We start from the raw sequence: 1,008 nt of genomic DNA, 5'->3' as shown, positions 1-1,008 counted from the left end.
GGCGGGACGCCACCGGCGGCGGCGATGCTTCTGTGCGGAGAGCGCGGCGCCAGCGGAACAGCAGCCAGACTGCCCGAGGCCAAGCGGGGCGTCGTCATACTGCCGCCCCGCTGAGTGCTGGAGCGCGCCTTCGCCGGGGCGACCCGCTGCCGTCGTTTCGTCAAAGACTACGACCGCTATCCCAGCACGCTCGCCGATCTCCACCTCGTCGCCTTCGTCTGCCTCATGCACAAACAAGCCGATCGACTGGCAGCCAGTTCATACCAGCCTCTAGGGGGTGCCATCGCCACCCGCTACGAGAAGACCGCCGCCAGCTTCATGGGCGTCCTCTCCCGCGCTGCAGCCCTCGATTGGCTCAAGCGATGACACCCCCTAGACGGTCGCTTCCGAAACGAAGTAGCGGCGCTCGTCGGTGAAGCGCACCGCCAGCTCACGCGGACTGAGTTCAGGCTGTTCCAGAGCCAAGGCAACGATCTGCTCGCGGATCTCCGCAGGTAAACGGTTCCAGACCCGGCTCGGCTGCGAAGGTTGGTCATTCAACGCCTCGGGGCCGCTGCGCTGGTAGGCGTCGTACCAACGGTAAAACGTTGAGCGCGTGATGCCGAGCTTGTCCAGGGTGGCACGCACCGGCAGGTGGGATTGCTCGACCAGCCGGATCATCTCCAGCTTCTCGCGGGCCGGGTACCTCATGCCTCGTCGCGCCCAGCTCGGCTCATGCTTTGTTTAAGCAACCGGCTCTCCAAGACGAGATCAGCTACGAACTTCTTCAGCGCCCACGCTTCGCGACGGAGATCCCGCACCTCATCGGTGGTGGCCGCACGAGACGTGTCGCCGGACAGGCGCTTCTTGCCAGCCTCCAGGAACTCTTTGGGCCGCCCGCGGCGAGCGGGTGGAGGCGGGGCTGGTCGAGGACGGCTGGCGGATCCGGCGGGGCGGCCGCCTCGCCTACGCCGACAGCCTGCGCCGCGACGGGCCGATCGCCGCCCGTCTCCCGCGGCCCGAGAACGG

The 1,008-nt window shown here is 67.6% G+C and carries 3 pseudogenes; 2 read left to right on the top strand and 1 reads right to left on the bottom strand.

The features are described from left to right. Positions 1-249, top strand: a pseudogene (locus MKK70_RS22925) (IS5/IS1182 family transposase); the annotation flags it as partial. Positions 250-279: 30 nt separating this feature from the next. Then, positions 280-366 (top strand): annotated as a pseudogene (locus tag MKK70_RS22920) (IS5/IS1182 family transposase); the annotation flags it as partial. A 9-nt stretch (positions 367-375) separates the two neighbouring features. Here the strand turns inward: MKK70_RS22920 and MKK70_RS22915 are convergent. After that, positions 376-878 (bottom strand): annotated as a pseudogene (locus MKK70_RS22915) (helix-turn-helix domain-containing protein); the annotation flags it as partial. Between the last annotated feature and the right edge of the window lie 130 nt (positions 879-1,008).

It is taken from the genome of Methylobacterium sp. E-041 (assembly GCF_022829665.1).
Classification (GTDB): domain Bacteria; phylum Pseudomonadota; class Alphaproteobacteria; order Rhizobiales; family Beijerinckiaceae; genus Methylobacterium.
This window is presented reverse-complemented; position numbering and strand designations above follow the sequence as displayed.